This is a genomic window from Mycobacterium sp. (assembly GCF_036490025.1).
Classification (GTDB): Bacteria; Actinomycetota; Actinomycetes; order Mycobacteriales; family Mycobacteriaceae; genus Mycobacterium.
This window is the reverse complement of record NZ_DASXEP010000156.1, coordinates 16,850-35,786: the sequence shown is the minus strand read 5'-3', so window position 1 is coordinate 35,786 and position 18,937 is coordinate 16,850. Positions and strand designations below refer to the sequence as shown.

Below are 18,937 nucleotides of genomic sequence, written 5' to 3'. Positions count from 1 at the left end.
ACTCAAAGTAACATAATTCGCCATGACCGACGCCGCTGCAGCACTCGTGCATCTCGACGACCTGGCCGAGCCGCGGTTCAGCCCACAGATCAACCAGATCCGCGAACTGATGGCGACAATGGCAGCCGACTGCCCGCTGGACGCCACTACGCTGCACGCCAAAGCGACGGCGGAGACCGGATTGACTGACTTCGGGCCCGACGACTACCGGGAGCGCCTCGAGATCTACCTCGCCGCGCTGCGCGAGATCGACGGCCTGCACGGCTCCGGGATCGTCAATTTCCACGCGCAGGTGCTGCAGGCACTCAAAAATCGGCTGCTGCTCAACGACCTGCTCGCGCGACATCCCGAGATCCGCGACGTCGAATTGCTCCCACCGGTGGTCATCGCCGGCCTGCCGCGTACGGGCACCACTCATCTGCACAACATGCTGGCGGCGGGACCGACGTTCCGCACCATCCCGTACTGGGAAAGCGTCGAGCCTTTTCCGCTGGCGGCCGAGCTAGGGATCGAGCCCGACCCGCGTCGGGCACGCATGGATGCCGCCGTCGAGTTCATGAACGCCGCGATGCCGCACTTTCCGCTGATGCACGAGATGACCACCGAGCACGTCCATGAAGAGATCCAGCTGCTGGCCAATGACTTCTCCACGATGCTGTTCGAGACGCTGGCCCACGTGCCGCGCTGGCGCGACTACTACCTGGCGCACGACCAGACATCGTCCTACCAGCACTTGCGCCTGCAGTTGAAAGCCCTACAGTTCCTTCGGGGCGGCCGGCGTTGGCTCCTGAAGTCACCGCAGCACCTTGAGCAGCTACCGGTGCTGGACGCCGTGTTTCCCGGTGTGGTGGTCGTGTGTACCCACCGCGACCCGGTGCCGGTGGTGCTCTCGATGCTGGCGATGCTCACCTATACGGCGCGGATGCATCAGTCGCCGGTGCCGGTGCACGAGATTGCCGCGTCCTGGGCCGACCGCCTGCAGCAGATGCTCGAGGCGCTGGTGCGTGACCGGGACGTCATCCCGCCGGAGCGCTCGATCGACGTCCGTTTCGACGACTTCATGGCCGACGAGCGCGCGGTCGCCGAACGCATTTACCACCTGGCAGGCGAACCGCTCGATGACACTGCCCGCACGGCGATCACTGACTACCTGACCCACCATCAGCGGGGCCGGTTGGGCAGGATCGCGGTGTCCGCGGAAACCTTCGGACTCGACGAGCACGACCTGCCCGCCCGATTCACCCGCTACACCGAGCGCTTCTTGGCTTGACCGCGCCCTAGGCCGCTGCCGGCGGCGCCGGCGCGGCGTCGGGAGCCGGCGCCTCGGCCGGAGCCACATCGGGGGCCGGCGGCGGCGGAACCGGAGCCTCGGCGGGGTCAGGACCAGGCGGGGGCGGGGGAGCCGGAGCGTCGTCGGGGGCCGGCGGCGGGGGAGCCGGGGCCTCGGCCGGGTCAGGACCAGCCGGGGGTGGCTCCGGAGCGACCGCGCTCACCAGGACCGGCGCCGGGGCACCCTCGGGCGCGTCGGGGTCCACCGGCAGGTACATGTGATGGCTGAACTGCGTCTGGTAGGCACCGCCGCCACCGATTCGCACCCCACCGCCTTCGCCGCTGGCGACGGGAGTCCCGTCGGGCAGCGTCACCGCGGTGTGGCCACCGTTCCAGCCGATCACCAAGGCGCCGGGCGCGGTCCCGTACCTGAAGCCGCGTGCCAACAACGCCGACTCTTCATTCCCGGTGTTGAACCTGCTGCCGAAAGCCGGCCTGTCGGTCGCCAGGTTCGACACCAAGGAGGCCAGACCCGAACAGTCCGTACCCGCCGGGGAATCTCCGCCGGTGACGTACGGCGTGCCTGACATCTGCTGAATCAGGGTCATCAGCGTCGCTAAAACAAACATGCGGCGGAACGTTACTTACAAGATCAATAACTGGCCAAAATTTGTGCGCCCCATCACTTTTGCTAGAAGCCAATGATATGCATTACACGTACGCGCAAAAAGCCCTGCTAGACAGGGGTTTCCAAACAGTCCATTCCACATGCGTGGAAGAGTAACCCGTTCTTGACTTTTCGCTGAGCAATGCCCCCGGATGCAGCAACTTTAAGCCAAAGGCCATGTATAACAAAGCGTTATCTGCCGCTGTGAGCGAAATCTCGGTTAAGCGCCTTGCTTAGGCGCATCTACGCAGGCCAGCGATGCGGTTTGGGTGGACTATTCGTCAAGTTACTTGCAGATTGACGGGACTGCGCTCAGTGCGTTGATTATTGAGCGGGTGGCAGTTGCCGCGGTCCGTCGGCTGCACGCAGCTCAGTAGGCCCGTCACGTTCGGTCAAATCGGGTTGCTTTCCCCGACTTCCGGAAATCACCGAGTGGCCTTTCGCGCCCCCCGCTGATGGACGATGCGCCGAAACCTCCTGGGCCGCAGCAGTGCCCGCGTTGAGGTCACTGTTGTCGCGATCGTCCTGCGAATGGATCGAGACCGACCTCGAGGCGGATGATGTGCCGGCGTCCTCCTCGGTTTCGACAGTGATCCTGTGAGTTCTCTTGAGCGAGAACGTGATTTCCTCGAACTCTTCGATGACTTGGCGCGCGGTGCGAAGCGGATGCGTTGACGTGTCGATCGCACGGGCTACGAAATTCGGCACCAGCGGGCGGATCCAGCGAGCGGCTGCTCTGGTGACATCGGGGATGGTCGGAATCGACTGTGTGGCTGGCATATCGGGCGGCTCGATTAATGCCGGTAGATTCCTTGCCTCGCTCACCCCGGTGGTCGCCGACGCCGGGGCAGCGAGACTCGCAGCGTGCGCCTCGGCGGCGATCGGCAGGTAGATGTCGTCGTCCACGGGTTCCGCGTCGGGTGTCGCGACCTCAATCGCGGCGTTCACCCGATGACGAAGCTGCGCGCGGTCGATTTCCGTCTGCGCCTCGACGGCCAGCCGGGTTTGTTCGAGTTGCTGCTCGGCCCACATGGTTTCGGCGGCCGCAAGCACCTGCGCTCGCTTTACGGCGATAGCTGTATCGGCTACCAACTCGGCGCGTTCGCGTTCGGCGCGGGCTTGCGCGTGGCGATCGTGGCTCGTATCTCCGCGCCACCGTCGCAGGATCAGTGGCAATACGCCCAAGGCTATGAAGAAGCCGACCGTGAGCAAGCGCAATGCCAGTGTGCCTGCGCCAGCCGACGTCAACTGTTGCATCGCGACCCAACGCGAGCCCAAACCGTGATCCAAGTCCGCGATCGCGCTCTGACGAGCTTCGTCGCGCGCACGCTCGCCGTGGTTGATTTGGTCCTCCAGCCCGGGGACTCGTCGGTCGCGAGCGGCGATGGCTTGGTCAAGTTCTCGCTGGGAGTCCGCGAGAACCTCATTGGCCGTTCGGGTTTCGGGTCCGGAACCGGGTACGCCGGTGATTCGGGTCTGCGGACACGCCGGTGTGGGATGGTATTCGCAGCGTGCGACGATCAGGGCCTCGTCGCGGTATGCACGGGCCGCGTCGACGGCCTGGTCAAGCGCGCCGCGTGCCGCGCGCAACTGCTGCAGCTTGGTAGATTGTTGGACAACGGCCGGCGCCGAAACGGCGTTGCGCGTGGCTTGTTGCTGAATCACCCGGTCAATCGAGCCGGAAAACAGCGCGAGCGCCGCGAATTCGCCGACGACTCCACCCAGGGCCATCACCAGGACCACGGCCATCGCCGTCATTCCGCGTCCGGCAGCACCGCGCGTCGGCCCGCTCGCGATCGGCCGGGCCATCGCACCCTCCAACAGGGCGAATAGAAAGGTCCACGGCGCCACGACCGGTGCCGATAGGTGCACAGCGGGCATGACAGCGAGCGTCGTCACCAACCAGGTCAATACGACATTGACCAGCACAATCACGCCGGCGACCGCGTGTGTGGATCGCTCGTGACGTTCGTTGAGTTCAAGGCGGTCGCCGCCGCCCAACCAGGTGAGCCAGGCCGCTATCGACGAGCCTGGGGTTCGTGATTCAGCAATTTGATGCGCGCACATCGGAGTCAGGTACCTCCAGAGTCTGCCGACCAGAAAGGCCACGGCCGTGGATATCGAATCAGCGGGTGGGTGTGTGGTGCGGTTCACATACGCAACCGAATTGCCCATACCGGATCGCACCGGTGCGACGGCTGAATTCTCTCACAACTACCCCCTCGCAGACATCTAGCGCCGCCGGGTCGCGTTCGTGAGCGTTCCGGCGACCAAAACCGGCGCGGGCGCCGCCGCGTGAGATTCTCCGACCAGCCGAGGCTGGCGCATCCATTGCGGTAGGGCGTATTTCCCTCGGCGAGGGCTCAACTGTTGCCAATACGCCTGATCATTCGCACAGTGGCCCGCTCGATGATTTCACGTCGCGCCTCCGGCGTTCGCTTGCGCTGCGCTCGCCGCAGGGCCGGCGCGATGGTGGTGCCCTGTTCATAAGCTGCCACCACCCGCGGATCCACATAAGAACTCCGCGCTACCGCAGGCGTATTGCCCAATTGATCGGCCACCGCGCGCATTACCGCCGCCTCCTCCCGACGACGAGCCGTCTTGGACGTCGGTTCCCGCGCGATCGCGAACGCCTCGGCAGCCAGCACCGTGCCGTGCCACGTCCGCAGGTCCTTGACGCTGAATTCCTCACCCACGAGCTCCCGAAATCGCGCGTTGATGTCATCGGCATGGACCTCCGACCAGCCGTCGGGCGTGCGGTAAACCAGCAGTCGGGTACTGACCGCCTCGGCCCGCAAGAGCGCGCGGACCGCGCGAATTACCAATGGATCTTCCAATGAAATCGTCCGGCGCACACCGCTTTTGGCTGGGTAGTCGAAATCGACACAGTCACGCCGCACTCGAACGTGGTCCCGCAACAGTGTGGACAGCCCGTAGCTACCGTTCTCCTCGACGTATTCCTCGCCGCCGGCCCGGAAATATCCTTGGTCGATCAAATGCTGCGCGAGCGCCAGCACGCGGTAGCGCCCCAAGCCGCGGTCACGCAGGTCGGTAAGCAGGTCAACGCGCCATTCGGGCAGACCTTTGGCCAGGCTCACCGTCCGTTCGAACTTCTCCTCGGATCTCTCGGCCTGCCAACGTTCGTGGTAGAGGTACTGACGGCGGCCGGCCGCATCGGTGCCGACCGCCTGAATGTGGCCATTCGGGTGCGGACAGATCCAGACGTTTTTCCATGCCGGCGGAATCACCAGCGCCTCGATCCGCGCCAACACCTCGGCGTCGTCGACGCTGTCCCGGTCGTCACCCAGGTAGGAAAACCCGCGCCCGCGACGGACCCGACGAAGCCCGGGGCCGCCGACCGTGCTTCTGCGCAGCCGCATTCGGATATCGCTAGGGCCGAGCCGCTGATGTGTTCATCCGCACTCGTTTACCCAGCGCCGGTATCCGGCTAACGCCATTGCCCGTCCGGCCCGCCCGACACGATGGGATCAGCCGCCGTCTCGGAAGGCGACGTGAGACGGTATTTAGTTATGCAGGGCCACGAGTACGTCAGCTACGAAACGTTTGGGCGGCGCTTCTTCGAAGTCGCGGTGACCGAAGAGCGCGTCGGCGCCGCGTTCGCCGCGATCGCCGGCAGTCAGTTCGAGATGCCCCCGATGGCTCAGGGTCCTGGCAGAATCGCCAAAGTCAGCGCCAACGTGACCATCAAGCAGCCGCAGGTCACGCGTAATGTCGACGACAGCATCACTTTCGACATCCATATCCCCCTGCTCATCGACCTGCTCGTCGACCTGCGAATCGACAAGCAGCGGTTCGTGGTCGACGGTGACATCAAGCTGAGCGCGACAGCACGCGCCGCCGAGCCGCTGCTGTTGATTGTCGACGTCGCCAAGCCGCGCCCGTCAGACATCACGGTCCATGTGTCTTCGAAGAGTATTCGTGGCGAGCTGCTGCGTATCGTCGCCGGCGTCGACGGGGAGATCCGGCGTTTCATCGCGCAGTACGTCAACGACGAAATCGATACGCCGCAATCCCAAGCCGCACAAGTCATCGATGTGGCCGAGCAGCTCGATCAGACCTGGACCGGTACCTGATCGTCGAACCCGCGGTTTATCTCGCGGGCATCCAAGGGTATGCAAGTCCAGCCCGACGGCAGCTTTTCGATCGCGAGAGAGAGTGAGACGACGTGGCACAAGTCGATGTTTCGACGTCGTCAGATCTTTCCCCGGAATCCGCCTGGAAGTTGGCATCAGACCTGAGTCGGTTCGGCGACTGGATGACGATATTCGGCGGCTGGCGGAGCCCGGTCCCCGAAACGATCGAAAAGGGCACCTGCGTCTCGTCCCTGATCAAGGTGAAGGGTTTTCGAAACGTCATTCACTGGACCGTCACCCGATACGACGAACCCAACGCGATTGAAATTTGTGGCCGCGGCCGCGGCGGCATCGTCATCACAGTTGCCATGAAGGTCAGCGACAATCATCCCGGATCGACCTTTGACTTGACCGCTCGCCTGGGGGGTGGGCTGCTCAACGGGCCGCTGGGCGGACTTGTGGCGCGAATCATCAAGTCAGACGTGCGTAAATCGGTCTGCAACTTGGCGGCCCTGGAATAGTCAGTGCTCCGCCACGGCGCCATTGCACTGGGTCGAGGTATGAAACCGTAGAAATCGGTTTGTGGTCGCCGCCGGCTGGCAACATGGATGTGGTGACGTCGGTGGTAATTGTGGGCAGCGGATTTACCGGCTTCGAGTGCGCGCGGCGCCTGGCCCGCCGATTACGCAAGACCGAGGTCGACGTCACGATCATCTCGCCGGTCGACTACATGTTGTACACACCGCTGCTGCCGGACGTGGCCGGCGGAGTGGTCGATGCGCGATTCGTGACGATTCCGCTCGCCGGAACCCTCAACGGTGTGCGCAAGATTCGCGGGCGAGTCGACAGCGTCGATTTGGCGCAGCACCAATTGGAGTTCACCGACCTCGAACAGCGTTCCCGTTCGCTGTCGTGGGACCGGCTGGTACTGACGCCAGGATCGGTCACCCGATTGTTCGACATCCCTGGATTAGCCAAGTACGCAAGGGGTTTGAAGTCGACGGCCGAGGCACTCTACCTGCGCGACCATGTCCTGGAGCAGTTGGAGCTGTCCTGTTTGGAAGAAGATGCCCAACTTGCCCGAGCTCGGCGGACCATCGTGGTGGTCGGCGCGTCATATTCCGGGACGGAACTCGTTGTGCAGCTGCGCGCATTGGCCTACGCCGCTGCCAAGCAGCTGGATTTCGACCCGGCCGAGGTGAAATTCTTGCTGCTGGACCTTGCTGAGCAGGTGATGCCTGAAGTCGGCAAAAAGCTGGGCGACCGCGCGATGCGGGTATTGCATCGACGCGGGGTCGACGTCCGATTGGGCCTGACACTCAACGAGGTTCATCCAGACCATGTTGTGCTCAGCGATGATTCACGAGTGGACACCCGCACCGTTGCGTGGGTCACCGGAGTGACCGCCGCCCCGCTCATCGAGACGTTGGGTCTGCCGACCGAGAAGGGCCGGTTGAAGGTGCAGACCGACTTCGTGGTACCCGGCCATCCCGACGTGTTCGCGGCCGGCGATGCCGCCGCGGTGCCGGACGTGACTCAACCCGGCAAGATCACCCCGCCCACTGCCCAGCATGCGATTCGGCAGGGGAAAGTGTTGGGCGACAACGTGGCCGCCAGCCTCGGGCGTGGGAAGACACGAGAGTACAAGCACCGTGACATGGGCTTGGTCGTCGACCTGGGACCTCATCAGGCCGTGGCCAACCCACTGAAAGTTCAGCTGTCGGGCTTCCCGGCCAAGTTCGTCACCCGCGCTTACCATTTGTATGCGATACCGCGAGGGGTCAACCGGTGGGCCGTTGCGCTGGCGTATCTGACCGACGCGCTCTTCGCCCGGTCGGTCGTATCGCTGGGACTCTCGGCACAAAGTGACGCCGAATTCTCCACCAGCGAAGGCATTCCGCTGCCGAAGACCGGCTGAAACGCTTTACGGCACGTTAAGTTGCCCGGATGAAGATCGTCGTGGCGGTCTATGGCAGCCGAGGCGATGTCGAGCCCGGTATCGCCGTCGGCGCGGAGCTGCGCCGCCGAGGTCACGACGTGGTTATGGCCTTGACAGTCCCGCCAGGAATGCGCGCGTACGTCGAGTCAGCGGGTCTTGTTGCGGTCCCGTACGGACGGGATTGGCAGGAACTGCTCAGCGACGACGATTTCACCCGCATGCTGCAGAATCCAATCAGCGCAATCCCGCAAGCCGTCGAATACGTCGCCCAGGCCATAGCGGAGAAGAACGCGGCGTTGCTATCCCTGACAGACGATGCCGACCTGCTGGTAGCGGGTATGACCGAGCAGGTGCCCGCTGTCAATGTCGCTGAGTACCGGCGCATTCCGCTGGCTGCACTGCATTTCTTCCCGTCGCAGATTTTGCACCCGGGCTCCCCGCAGGACGGAGCCTCGGCGCAGGCTGATCGCGCCCAGCGCCAAGCGCTCGGTTTGCCGGACAAACCGGAGCGCGCCACGCGGCCGCTGGAGATCCAGGCCTATGACGAACTCTGCGTGCCCGCATTGGCTGGCGAATGGGCGGCTGCGGACGACCGGCGGCCCTTCACGGGCGCATTGACACTGCAATTGCCGACGGATTCCGATGCCGAGGTGCTGTCGTGGATCGCGGCTGGAGCGCCGCCGGTGTACTTCGGCTTTGGCAGCACGCCGGTGGCGGCCCCCGCCGACATGATCGCCGTGATCGGCGCGGCGTGTTCGAGGGTGGGCACCCGAGCATTGATCTGCCTGGGCCCGAATGACTTTGGCGGCGTCCCGGATCTCGCACAGGTCAAAGTCGTCCGCGAGGTGAATCACGCGGCCGTGTTCCCCGCCTGCCGCGCGGTGGTTCATCACGGCGGCGCCGGTACCACGGCCGCCGGCCTGCGGGCCGGAGCTCCGACGTTGACCCTGTGGAACGGGCTCGATCAGCCGATGTGGGCGGCCGTAGTCAAGGACCTGGAAGTCGGTTTCGGACGGCGCTTTTCGGAAGCGACCCCGGATTCGCTGGTAGCCGACCTGCATCTGATTCTCTCTCCGCAATACGCCGCACGGGCCCGCACGGTAGCCACTGAAATGACCACGCCCGCGGACAGCCTGGCCAGGGCAGCCGATCTGATCGAAGACGCCGCCCGCCAGGGCTATAACGGCTGACCGGTGGTCAGCCCGAGGTGCCGCGCCGCACCTGTCGCACCCGGTGGATGTCAATGGCGTCGATCGTCAAAGCCCGATGGGAAATCTGCCAGTCCGGGTCGACGTGCCGATACTCGTCGTCGTAGCGAAGATGCCACGTCACATCGCGGACCTGGTCGTCGTGCTCGACCCAGTGATGGGCAACGCAGGTGATGCGCCCGCGAGCAGTTCCGGGTTTCGTGCCCGCGTCGTAGACCTCGCCGACAATCGCGTGCTGAGTGCGGATAGTGGCGGCGACGGTGGCAACCGCATCTCTGATTGCGGGGTGGCCACGATGCCGGCGGACCGGCTCCAACGTTGTCGGCGGGTCGGGCAGTACGAGCTCCGCATCTACCGTGAAAAGCTCTGCGACAGAATTGAATCGCCTGTCGTCGACGCCGGCGGCGTAGCGGTGCACCAGGTCGGTGAGAGCGGCTCGGTCGATCGCGCTGAGCATCATGTCGACAGTGCAAGCCGTTGGGCGCAGGCCGACAACTCGTCTTTGGCCTGCTCGATATCGGTGGTCGGCGGCATGGCCAGCACCACTCGGTCGGCGCCCTGGACAGCCAACCGCCCGGCGCGCTCGGTATCGATTTTGGTGACCGAATGACCCAGCGACACTTCGATACCGGCCGGATCACGCCCTGCGGCCACCGCCTCGTCGCGCATGAGCGCCAGCAGAGCCGCCAGCTCCGCACTGGCCACCCCCAACGGCTGAAAGCCGTCACCGAGACGACCGGCCCGCCGGGCAGCCGCTTTGCTGTGTCCGCCGATATGCACCGGAATACGCTGCCCCACGACGGGTTTAGGGCTACATACGGCGTTCTCGAACTGGAAAAACTCGCCGTGGTGGGTAGCACCGTCAGGCTGCTGATCCCACAGCGTCCGCAGCACTGCCAACTGCTCATCGGCACGCCGGCCCCGGCTTTCGAATTCGGTGCCGCAGGCCTCGATTTCTTCGCGCAGCCAACCGACACCGACGCACAGCCGAAGCCGGCCGCCCGACAACGCGTCTACGGTCGCGGCCCGTTTGGCCAGCACAACGGGATGATGATTGGGCAACACCAGAACCCCGGTGGCCAGCCCCAGCCGGTCGGTGTGGCCGGCCAAGAACGACAACAGGTCAAGCGGATCGGGAACGGGGCAGTCAGACGCCAACTCGACGCGCCCCGACTGGTCGTAGGGATAGACACTGTCGTAGCGGGTGGCCAGGACGGTGTGCTCGACGGCGACAATCGACTCGAAGCCGCACGCTTCGAGGTGCCGGGCGAAGGCCGCCATCCACCGCGGATCTGCGGTGACCCCGGCGGCGACGGGGGCGACCACGGCGAACTTCACAGTGTTCATGGCAACCCGAAGCTAACAGGTGGGCTCGGTCGGGCTGACGACCGTCCGTTCGCGCATGGCGTCGGCCAGCGCGATTGCCCGGTGATCGGTGAACACCTCTTCGAGCAGAACCGCCCGCCCATCGGGGCCGCTCAGCGGCACCCTCCAGTTGGGATACTCGTCGGTGGTGCCTGGCTGGTTCTGGGTTCGCTGATCGCCAACAGCGTCCGTCAGCGCAAGGCCGAGCAACCTCGACGGCGTCCGGCCCAGGTAGTGGTAAAGGGCGAGCACGGTCTGCTCGACGTCGGGATGTTTCGACAACAGGCCGACCCGCCGCAACTCCGCCAGCCAGGCCGCCCGCTCGGCCTCCGCAGCCGCGAGCTCCTGCTCAACCGGGCGGGTCAACAGGCCCAGCGAATCCCTAAGGCGCACATGCTCATTGGCCAGATAACCGGCAGTCGGCGGTAGGTCGTGAGTCGTCACCGACGACAGGCAGTACTCGCGCCAGCACTCCGCCGGTAGCGGACCACCGTCACCGTCGCGCTCGAGCTCGAACCACAGGATCGAGGTACCCAACACTCCGCGGGCCCGTAGGTAGTCGCGGACCCATGGCTCGACCGTGCCCAGATCCTCGCCAACCACCAGCGCCGTGGCGCGATGGGCCTCCAGGGCGACGATGCCGATCATCGCTTCGTGGTCGTAGCGAACGTAGGTGCCTTCGGTGGGCGCCTGGCCTTCAGGAATCCACCACAGCCGGAACAACCCGATGATGTGGTCGATACGCACACCGCCGGCGTGTCGCAGAACGCTGCGGATCAGGGCTCGGAAGGGCTGATACTCCAGTTCTTCGAGGCGGTCCGGACGCCATGGCGGTTGTGACCAGTCCTGGCCCAACTGGTTGAACTCATCGGGCGGCGCACCGGCGGAGACCCCGAGGGCCAGTGCGTCCTGCAATGCCCAGGAGTCGGCTCCGCTGGGGTGCACGCCTACGGCGAGGTCGTGCACGATCCCCAGCGACATGCCGGCCGAGACCGCGTGCGACTGCGCGGCCGCGAGTTGCTCGTCAAGCTGCCACTGCAGCCAGCGATGGAAATCCACCGCCGACGAATGCTTGGCGACGAACTTTGCGACGCCGTCGGCGTCGGGATGCCGCACCGACTCGGGCCACTGATGCCAGTCGCCGCCGTACTTCTCGGCCAGCGCACACCAGGTGGCGAAGTCGTCGAGCGCCGAGCCCTCCCGAGCACAGAATGCCGAATAGGCCAGGTCGCGGCCGGCCGTTCGCGGCACGGCGAACACCAGCGTCAGGGCTTCCCGTTTGGCCGCCCACGCGGTGTCGCGGTCGATCGTATCCTGCGAAGCGGCGTGTTTCTGGACGGCGTCACGCAGCCGGCGCACCCGGCCACGCTTGCGCAACTGCGCATACTCCGCGATGGCCTCGACGCGGAGGTACAGCGGATTGACGAAGCGGCGTGAGGTCGGCAGATACGGCGACGGCTCCATCGGCGTCGTCGGTGCGGCCGCGTGCAGCGGATTGACCAGGACGTAACCGGCACCGTGCACCGACGCCGACCACACCGCCAGGTCAACGAGATCGGTGAGGTCACCGACACCCCAGGACTGGCGGGACGAGACGCTGTACAACTGTGTGGCCAAACCCCAGGTACGACGGTCGCCCAGCCGCTCGGGCAGTCCCAGCCAGCCGGGCGTCACGATCAGCGCTGCGCTGGCGTCGCACGTGCCCGAGCGCAGGTGCACCCGGTGGTATCCAAGCGGCAGATCGTCAGGCAGCACAAAGCTGGCTTCGCCGATCCAGCATCCGTCCAGCTCAAAGGGCGCGGTGAAGTTGTCGACCTGGCGTATTCCGTTGCGGACGCTGCCGTCTTCGAGCTGCAGCCACACCTCGGCCGGCTGACCGTGGGTCACATGTACCCAGAAGGTGGTCTCAACGCCGGGGCGCCCGAGGATGGTCGGCGGCAGGGCCTGCGACCAGTGGGCGCGTTCGTGAGCGGTCAGCGCCGCGCTGCGTTCCGCCTCGTCAGCAGCGGCGATGCCGAATGCAGCCAGGACGGCGACCAGCGTGCTGTCCGGGACGCTGATCCGGCGACCGCTCCAGTCTTCGTAGTCGGTGGCGATGCCGAACCGACCCGCGAGTTCGGCCAACGACGGTGCCATTTGGCTCATACCGCCATCTTGCTTGTCGAGATGATGTCGAAGCGACCCGAGTGTTCACCTCGACGTCGCTTTTCCGGGGGGCTGAGTTCGCTCGTGGCCGTACCATGCGCAGTGAAGATTTCGTCGAATCTCCCCACTAGCAATGGCAGGTGACAGCACTGTGGCGCAAACCGCAAACGGCGCGGACGTGAACTTCGCCCGGGCTCAGACGTTCACGTGGCGAGGTCGCGCGGGGTGCCCTACCGTTATCGGTGTGAATCGTGGGACTACACAGCGTCCAACCGTCATGTCGGCACGGAGCGTGCTCAGCCATGGCCGGTGACCAGCAGCGGGGTTCGGGCTACGGCCTCGGGCTGTCCACCCGGACCCAGGTAACCGGTTACCAATTCCTGGCTCGCCGCACCGCGATGGCGTTGACGCGCTGGCGGGTCCGGATGGAGATCGAGCCCGGCCGGCGTCAGACGCTGGCCGTGGTGGCATCGATTTCCGCGGCGCTGGTGATTTGCCTGGGCGCATTGCTGTACTCGTTCATCAACCCTTCCGGGCAGCTGAACGAGTCACCGATCATTGCCGACCGCGATTCCGGGGCGCTGTATGTCCGGGTCGGCGACAAGTTGTATCCGGCGCTGAACCTCGCGTCGGCCCGGCTGATCGCCGGACGCGCGGACAACCCGCACAAGGTACGGGGGAGTCAGATCGCCCAGCAGCCGCACGGGCCGCTGGTGGGTATCCCCGGCGCGCCGTCGGAGTTCTCCCCGACCACCCCGGCGACCTCGTCGTGGCTGGTGTGCGACTCGGTGGCACCGAAAGCGGGGGTGGGCGCGCCCTCGCCGGTGACCGTCACCGTGATCGACGGCACGCCTGACCTCTCTAATCGCCGGCACGTGTTGAGCGGGTCGGACGCTGTGGTGCTGCACTACGAAAAAGACACCTACGTGATCCGGCAGGGGCGGCGGTCGCGCATCGACTCGATGAACCGGGCGGTGTTGCTGCCGCTGGGCTTGACCCCGGAAAACGTCACCCAGGCGCGCCCGATGAGTCGGGCACTGTACGACTCGTTGCCGGTCGGCCCCGAGCTGTCGGTGCCGAAGGTGCCGGACGCCGGCAAGCCGGCGACATTCGCCAATGCACCAGGGCCAGTCGGGACCGTGATCGTGACACCGCAAATCAGTGGGCCGCAACAGTATTCAGTGGTGCTGACCGACGGTGTGCAGACGGTCAACTCGGTGGTCGCCCAGATCCTGCAGAATGCCGGCACGCCGGCGGGCAATTCACCGGTGGTGGTGGCGCCTGCGTCGCTGGCGAAGATGCCGGTGGTCAACGGATTGGACCTGTCGGCCTATCCCGACGGCCCGCTGAGCCCGGTCGACATCAAGGAGAACCCGGCGACGTGCTGGTGGTGGCAGAAGACCGCTGGCGAAGAGCGTGCGCGAGTCCAGGTGATCTCCGGACCGACCATCCCGGTGAGCAGTGGCGCCGCCGATCAGGTCGTGTCGCTGGTCAAGGCGGACTCGTCTGGCCGCGAAGCCGACCGCGTCTACTTCGGCCCTGAGTACGGCAACTGGGTCGTCGTCACCGGCAACGACCCGGGCTCGAGCACATCCGAATCACTGTGGTGGCTCTCGAGTTCCGGTGTGCGGTTCGGCGTGGACAACACGAAGGATGCTCGCGCGGCGCTCGGATTGAATTCCCAGCCCAGTCCGGCACCGTGGGTTGCCTTGCGGCTGTTGGCACCCGGACCCGCTCTTTCGCGCGCCGATGCGCTGGTGCGTCATGACACCCTCCCGACCGATATGAGCCCCGCAGAGTTGGTGGTACCGAAGTGAAGCAAGGTTTCGCACGTCCAACGCCCGACCGGGCGCCCGCCGTCAGGCCGGAAAACATCGTCCTGCCGACACCGCTGAGTGTTCCGCCGCCAGAAGGCAAGCCATGGTGGTTGATCGTGGTCGGCGTGCTGGTGGTCGGCTTGCTGGTCGGCATGGTCGGCATGACAGTCGCCAACGGTTCGCGGATGTTCCTGGGCGCCGGTTCGATTTTCCCGATCTTCATGATCGGCGGCGTCGCGATGATGATGTTCGGTGGCCGCTTCGGCGGCCAGCAGCAGATGAGCCGGCCGAAGCTGGACGCGATGCGGGCCCAATTCATGCTGATGCTCGACATGCTGCGCGAGACCGCGAACGAGTCCGCCGACAGCATGGACGCCAACTACCGGTGGTTCCACCCGGATCCGACGACGCTGCCGGCCGCGGTCGGGTCGCAGCGGATGTGGGAGCGCAAGCCGGACGGCAAGGACCTCAACTTCGGCGTCGCGCGGATCGGCGTGGGCATGACCCGGCCCGAGGTGACCTGGGGTGAGCCGCAGAATATGCCGACCGACATCGAGCTAGAGCCGGTAACGGGTAAGGCACTACAGGAATTCGGGCGCTACCAGAGCGTCGTGTACAACCTGCCGAAGATGGTGTCGCTGCTTGTCGAGCCGTGGTACGCACTGGTCGGCAATCGCGAGCAGACCCTGGGTCTCATGCGGGCGATCATCTGCCAGCTGGCCTTCTCACACGGGCCTGACCACGTGCAGATGATCGTGGTCACTTCCGACATGAGCAAGTGGGACTGGGTCAAGTGGCTGCCGCACTTCGGTGATCCGCGCCGTCGCGACGCTGCCGGCAATGCGCGGATGGTGTACGGGTCGGTACGTGAGTTCGCCGCTGACCAGGCCGAATTGTTCGCTGGGCGTGGCTCTTTCACGCCCCGGCACGCAAGCTCGTCAGCGGAGACCCCGACGCCCCACCACGTGATCATCGCCGACGTCGACGACCCGCAATGGGAATACGTCATCAGCGTCGACGGTGTTGACGGTGTGACGTTCTTCGACCTGACCGGTTCTGCGCTGTGGACCGGCAATCCCGAACGCGTGCTGAAGTTCACCAACGACATCGGGGTGATCGAGGCGCTGCCCCGCGACCGCGACACCTGGATGGTGATCGACGACAACAAGTGGTTTTTCGCCCTCGCCGACGACGTGACTGAGCCCGAGGCCGAGCAGTTCGCGCAGCGGGTGGCCCGCTGGCGGCTGGCCGAGGCCTACGAGGAGATCGGTCAACGGGTGGCCCAGATTGGCGCTCGAGACATCCTGTCCTACTACGGAATTGAGGATCCGTCCGAGATCGACTTCGAATCGCTGTGGAGCAGTCGGCGCGATGCGCTGACCAGCCGGTCCCGGCTGCGGGTGCCGTTCGGAAACCGCTCGGACAACGGCGAGCTGCTGTTCCTCGACATGAAGTCCCTCGACGAGGGCGGCGACGGCCCGCACGGAGTCATGTCGGGAACCACCGGTTCGGGGAAGTCGACGCTGGTGCGTACCGTGCTCGAGTCGCTGATGCTGGCGCATCCACCGGACGAACTGCAGTTTGTGCTGGCCGACCTCAAGGGTGGTTCGGCGGTCAAGCCGTTCAGCGGCGTGCCGCACGTGTCACGGATCATCACCGACCTCGAAGAGGACCAGGCGCTCATGGAGCGCTTCCTGGACTCGCTGTGGGGCGAGATCGCCCGTCGTAAGGCGGTGTGCGACAACGCCGGTGTCGATGACGCCAAGGAATACAACGAGATGCGCTCCCGGATGCGCGCACGCGGTCAGGACATCCCGCCGCTGCCGATGCTGGTCGTGGTCATCGACGAGTTCTACGAGTGGTTCCGCATCATGCCGACCGCTGTCGACGTCCTGGACTCCATCGGCCGCCAGGGTCGCGCCTATTGGATCCACCTGATGATGGCCTCGCAGACGATCGAGAGCCGGGCCGAAAAGCTCATGGAGAACATGGGTTACCGGTTGGTGCTGAAAGCACGTACCGCCGGAGCGGCGCAGGCCGCCGGTGTTCCCAACGCCGTCAACCTGCCCGCGCAGGCCGGTCTGGGCTACTTCCGCAAGAGCCTCGACGAGATCATCCGGTTCCAGGCCGAGTTCCTGTGGCGCGATTACCGGCGCGGCGTTTCGCTCGACGACGACGGACCGGCGATGCTGACCCATTCCGTCGATTACATTCGGCCGCAACTGTTTACCACTGGCTTCACACCCATCGAGGTCAGTGTGACCGGGCCGGATGACTTCGCCGCGCTGACCAACGGCGAGGGTCACGACGAGGCCTTCGACGTAAACGGTGCGCCCGAGGAAGAAGAAGAGGAAGAAGCGATCCGGACGCCGAAGGTCGGCACGGTGATCATCGATCAGCTTCGCCGCATCGACTTCCAGCCTTACCGGTTGTGGCAACCACCGCTAAACCGGCCGGTGGCGATCGAGGATCTGGTCAACCGGTTCCTCGATCGGCCATGGCAGGAGCAGTACGGCACGGCGCTCGATCTGGTGTTCCCGATCGGGATCGTCGACCGGCCGTTCAAGCACGACCAGCCGCCGTGGACGGTGGACACCTCTGGGCCCGGTGCCAACGTGTTGATCCTGGGCGCCGGTGGATCGGGCAAGACCACCGCATTGCAGACGCTGATCTCCTCGGCCGCGCTGACCCACACGCCCGAGCAGGTGCAGTTCTATGTCCTGGCGTACAGCAGCACCGCGCTGACGACCGTGGCCGGCCTGCCGCACGTCGGCGAAGTCGTCGGCCCGACCGACCCGTACGGCGTTCGCCGCACGGTAGCCGAACTGCTTGCGCTGCTGCGTGAACGCAAGCACACCTTCCTCGAATACGACGTTCCGTCGATGGAGGTCTTCCGGCGACGCAAGTTCGGCGGTGAGGCGGGCCGCGTGCCCAACGACGGATTCGGCGACGTCTTCCTGGTGATCGACAACTACCGGGCGCTTGCCGAAGAGAACGAGGTGCTCATCGAGCAGGTGAACCAGATCATCAACCAGGGACCGTCGTTCGGTATCCACGTGGTGGCCACGGCCGACCGCGAGTCCGAGCTGCGGCCGCCGGTGCGCAGCGGTTTCGGGTCCCGAATCGAGCTGCGTCTGGCTGCGGTCGAGGACGCCAAGCTGGTGCGCTCACGGTTCGCCAAGGACGTTCCGGTCAAGCCCGGTCGCGGCATGGTCGCGGTGAACTACGTTCGGCTGGACAGCGATCCGCAATCGGGTCTGCACACGCTGGTCGCCAGGCCGGCGCTTGCCGGCACGCCGGACAACGACTTCGCGTCCGACAGCGTTGGCGCGGCGGTCAGCCAGGTCGCGGCCGGAAATGCACCGCACGTGCGCAGGCTTCCCGCGAAGTTCGGCCTGGAGCAGGTGCGGACGCTGGCTCAGGCAGATCGGCGGACGAACGTCGGGGTCGGTGGAATCGCTTGGGCCATCAACGAATTGGACCTGCAGCCGGTGTATCTCAACTTCGCCGAGAACGCGCACCTGATGGTGACCGGCCGACGCGAATGTGGCCGGACCACGACGCTGGCAACCATCATGTCCGAGATCGGGCGGGTGTATGAGCCGGGAGCCAGTATCGCGCAACCGACTTCGCGTCCGTCGGCACAGGTGTGGCTGGTGGACCCACGTCGTCAGTTGCTGACCACGCTGGGCACCGATTACGTCGAGAAGTTCGCCTACAACCTCGATGGCGTCGCGGCCATGATGGAGGAGCTGGGTGGCGTGCTGGCCCGTCGTGAACCACCGCCGGGCTTGTCGGCCGAAGAGCTGCTGTCTCGCGCATGGTGGAGCGGTCCGGAGATCTTCCTGATCATCGATGACGTTCAGCAACTGCCGCCGGGCTTCGACTCACCACTGCAAAGGGCCGCGCCATGGGTGACGCGCGCAGCCGATGTCGGCTTGCACGTGATCATCACCCGCACCTTCGGTGGCTGGTCCTCGGCGGGCAGCGACCCGATGCTGCGGGCATTGGCTCAGGCCAACGCGCCGCTGCTGGTCATGGACGCCGACCCCGACGAGGGCTTCATCCGCGGCAAGATGAAGGGTGGACCGTTGCCTCGCGGTCGTGGCCTGCTGATGGCCGAGGACACTGGGGTGTTCGTCCAGGTTGCGGCCACGGACCTTCGTCGATAGCTGGATCTGGTAACGGTCCCCTCGCCTCTACGGGCGGGGGGACCTTTCCGTTCACTCAGCACGCCATCGGTCAGGCGTGGCGATTGTGATCGGCCCCACCGATATTCGCCGACCGGATGGCGGAAAACCCAACATTGGATGAACAGCAGTTGCTAATGGATGAACACTGCTTGTAGAGGCGTGAATACTCGGCGTCGGTGTCGCAGATGGCCCGCGCGGCGATCTAACGTTGCAGCAAGCGACTGTTCAGTGATGAGCGTC

At 65.3% G+C, this 18,937-nt stretch carries 13 protein-coding genes; 7 read left to right on the top strand and 6 right to left on the bottom strand.

Features of this window, described 5'->3' with window-relative positions; all coding sequences use genetic code 11:
• Window positions 1-22: 22 nt before the first annotated feature.
• On the top strand, window positions 23-1,270 hold the full coding sequence (locus tag VGG53_RS17760; RefSeq protein ID WP_331519391.1) for a sulfotransferase: 1,248 nt from the start codon (window positions 23-25) through the stop codon (window positions 1,268-1,270).
• Window positions 1,271-1,277: 7 nt separating this feature from the next.
• Here VGG53_RS17760 and VGG53_RS17755 read toward each other — a convergent pair whose 3' ends face one another.
• The 3 genes from VGG53_RS17755 to VGG53_RS17745 form a co-directional block, all read right to left on the bottom strand.
• Window positions 1,278-1,898 (bottom strand): peptidoglycan endopeptidase, encoded by a 621-nt coding sequence (locus tag VGG53_RS17755; protein WP_331519390.1) that lies wholly within the window; start codon window positions 1,896-1,898, stop codon window positions 1,278-1,280.
• Window positions 1,899-2,260: 362 nt separating this feature from the next.
• Window positions 2,261-4,003 (bottom strand): DUF4407 domain-containing protein, encoded by a 1,743-nt coding sequence (locus VGG53_RS17750; RefSeq protein ID WP_331519389.1) that lies wholly within the window; start codon window positions 4,001-4,003, stop codon window positions 2,261-2,263.
• Between the two features lie 296 nt (window positions 4,004-4,299).
• Window positions 4,300-5,316, bottom strand: a complete 1,017-nt coding sequence (locus tag VGG53_RS17745; protein ID WP_331519388.1) for a DNA topoisomerase IB — start codon at window positions 5,314-5,316, stop codon at window positions 4,300-4,302.
• A gap of 150 nt (window positions 5,317-5,466) precedes the next feature.
• On the opposite strand from VGG53_RS17745, the gene VGG53_RS17740 reads away from it, so the two are divergent.
• The 4 genes from VGG53_RS17740 to VGG53_RS17725 all read left to right on the top strand — a co-directional run bounded on the left by VGG53_RS17740 (window position 5,467) and on the right by VGG53_RS17725 (window position 9,159).
• Window positions 5,467-6,030, top strand: a complete 564-nt coding sequence (locus VGG53_RS17740) for a hypothetical protein (RefSeq protein WP_331519387.1) — start codon at window positions 5,467-5,469, stop codon at window positions 6,028-6,030.
• 92 nt (window positions 6,031-6,122) lie between these two features.
• Complete coding sequence (locus VGG53_RS17735; RefSeq protein WP_331519386.1) at window positions 6,123-6,551, top strand: type II toxin-antitoxin system Rv0910 family toxin; 429 nt, start codon at window positions 6,123-6,125, stop codon at window positions 6,549-6,551.
• Between the two features lie 92 nt (window positions 6,552-6,643).
• Window positions 6,644-7,948 carry an NAD(P)/FAD-dependent oxidoreductase gene (locus VGG53_RS17730; RefSeq protein WP_331519385.1) on the top strand — a complete coding sequence of 435 codons (1,305 nt, stop codon included), beginning with the start codon at window positions 6,644-6,646 and terminating at the stop codon, window positions 7,946-7,948.
• A gap of 29 nt (window positions 7,949-7,977) precedes the next feature.
• Complete coding sequence (locus VGG53_RS17725; RefSeq protein WP_331519384.1) at window positions 7,978-9,159, top strand: glycosyltransferase; 1,182 nt, start codon at window positions 7,978-7,980, stop codon at window positions 9,157-9,159.
• Between the two features lie 7 nt (window positions 9,160-9,166).
• Here VGG53_RS17725 and VGG53_RS17720 read toward each other — a convergent pair whose 3' ends face one another.
• Genes VGG53_RS17720 through malQ form a run of 3 tightly spaced genes read right to left on the bottom strand, consistent with a single transcriptional unit; the run spans window position 9,167 to window position 12,687 of the window.
• Window positions 9,167-9,637, bottom strand: a complete 471-nt coding sequence (locus tag VGG53_RS17720) for a nuclear transport factor 2 family protein (protein WP_331519383.1) — start codon at window positions 9,635-9,637, stop codon at window positions 9,167-9,169.
• Window positions 9,634-10,515, bottom strand: a complete 882-nt coding sequence (locus tag VGG53_RS17715; RefSeq protein WP_331519407.1) for an LLM class F420-dependent oxidoreductase — start codon at window positions 10,513-10,515, stop codon at window positions 9,634-9,636. The genes VGG53_RS17720 and VGG53_RS17715 overlap by 4 nt, the downstream gene beginning before the upstream one ends.
• A gap of 21 nt (window positions 10,516-10,536) precedes the next feature.
• Window positions 10,537-12,687 (bottom strand): 4-alpha-glucanotransferase, encoded by a 2,151-nt coding sequence (malQ, locus tag VGG53_RS17710; RefSeq protein ID WP_331519381.1) that lies wholly within the window; start codon window positions 12,685-12,687, stop codon window positions 10,537-10,539.
• A gap of 302 nt (window positions 12,688-12,989) precedes the next feature.
• Between malQ and eccB the strand changes: the two genes are divergently transcribed.
• Window positions 12,990-14,504 (top strand): type VII secretion protein EccB, encoded by a 1,515-nt coding sequence (gene eccB / locus VGG53_RS17705; protein WP_331519380.1) that lies wholly within the window; start codon window positions 12,990-12,992, stop codon window positions 14,502-14,504.
• Complete coding sequence (eccCa, locus tag VGG53_RS17700; RefSeq protein ID WP_331519379.1) at window positions 14,501-18,676, top strand: type VII secretion protein EccCa; 4,176 nt, start codon at window positions 14,501-14,503, stop codon at window positions 18,674-18,676. Before eccB ends, eccCa begins: the two co-directional genes overlap by 4 nt.
• The last annotated feature ends 261 nt before the right edge of the window (window positions 18,677-18,937 follow it).